This is a genomic window from Gordonia sp. UBA7860, from assembly GCF_002500165.1.
Lineage (GTDB): Bacteria > Actinomycetota > Actinomycetes > Mycobacteriales > Mycobacteriaceae > Gordonia > Gordonia sputi.
In genome coordinates, this window is record NZ_DLSO01000027.1 from 1 (window position 1) to 251 (window position 251).

Here is a 251-nt window from a genome sequence, read left to right on the forward strand (position 1 = left end):
ATCACGAACCGCGCATCCGCGGGTGGTACCGTGCCAGGCTCGGGAATCATTGCCGCACAGTCACTGCCAGCGCACATGCAGTCGAACCGGGTGCCCGACAACAAGGCGAACATCGCATCCGAGGCACGTTGCTGACGCGTTCGCCCGTCCCCCACACACACCGCATCCGCCAACCGGCGCACGGCTGCGACCGCGATCTGCACGTTCTCTGCCGACATCACCTCGGTCAGCTCGCCGACCCCGTCACCACA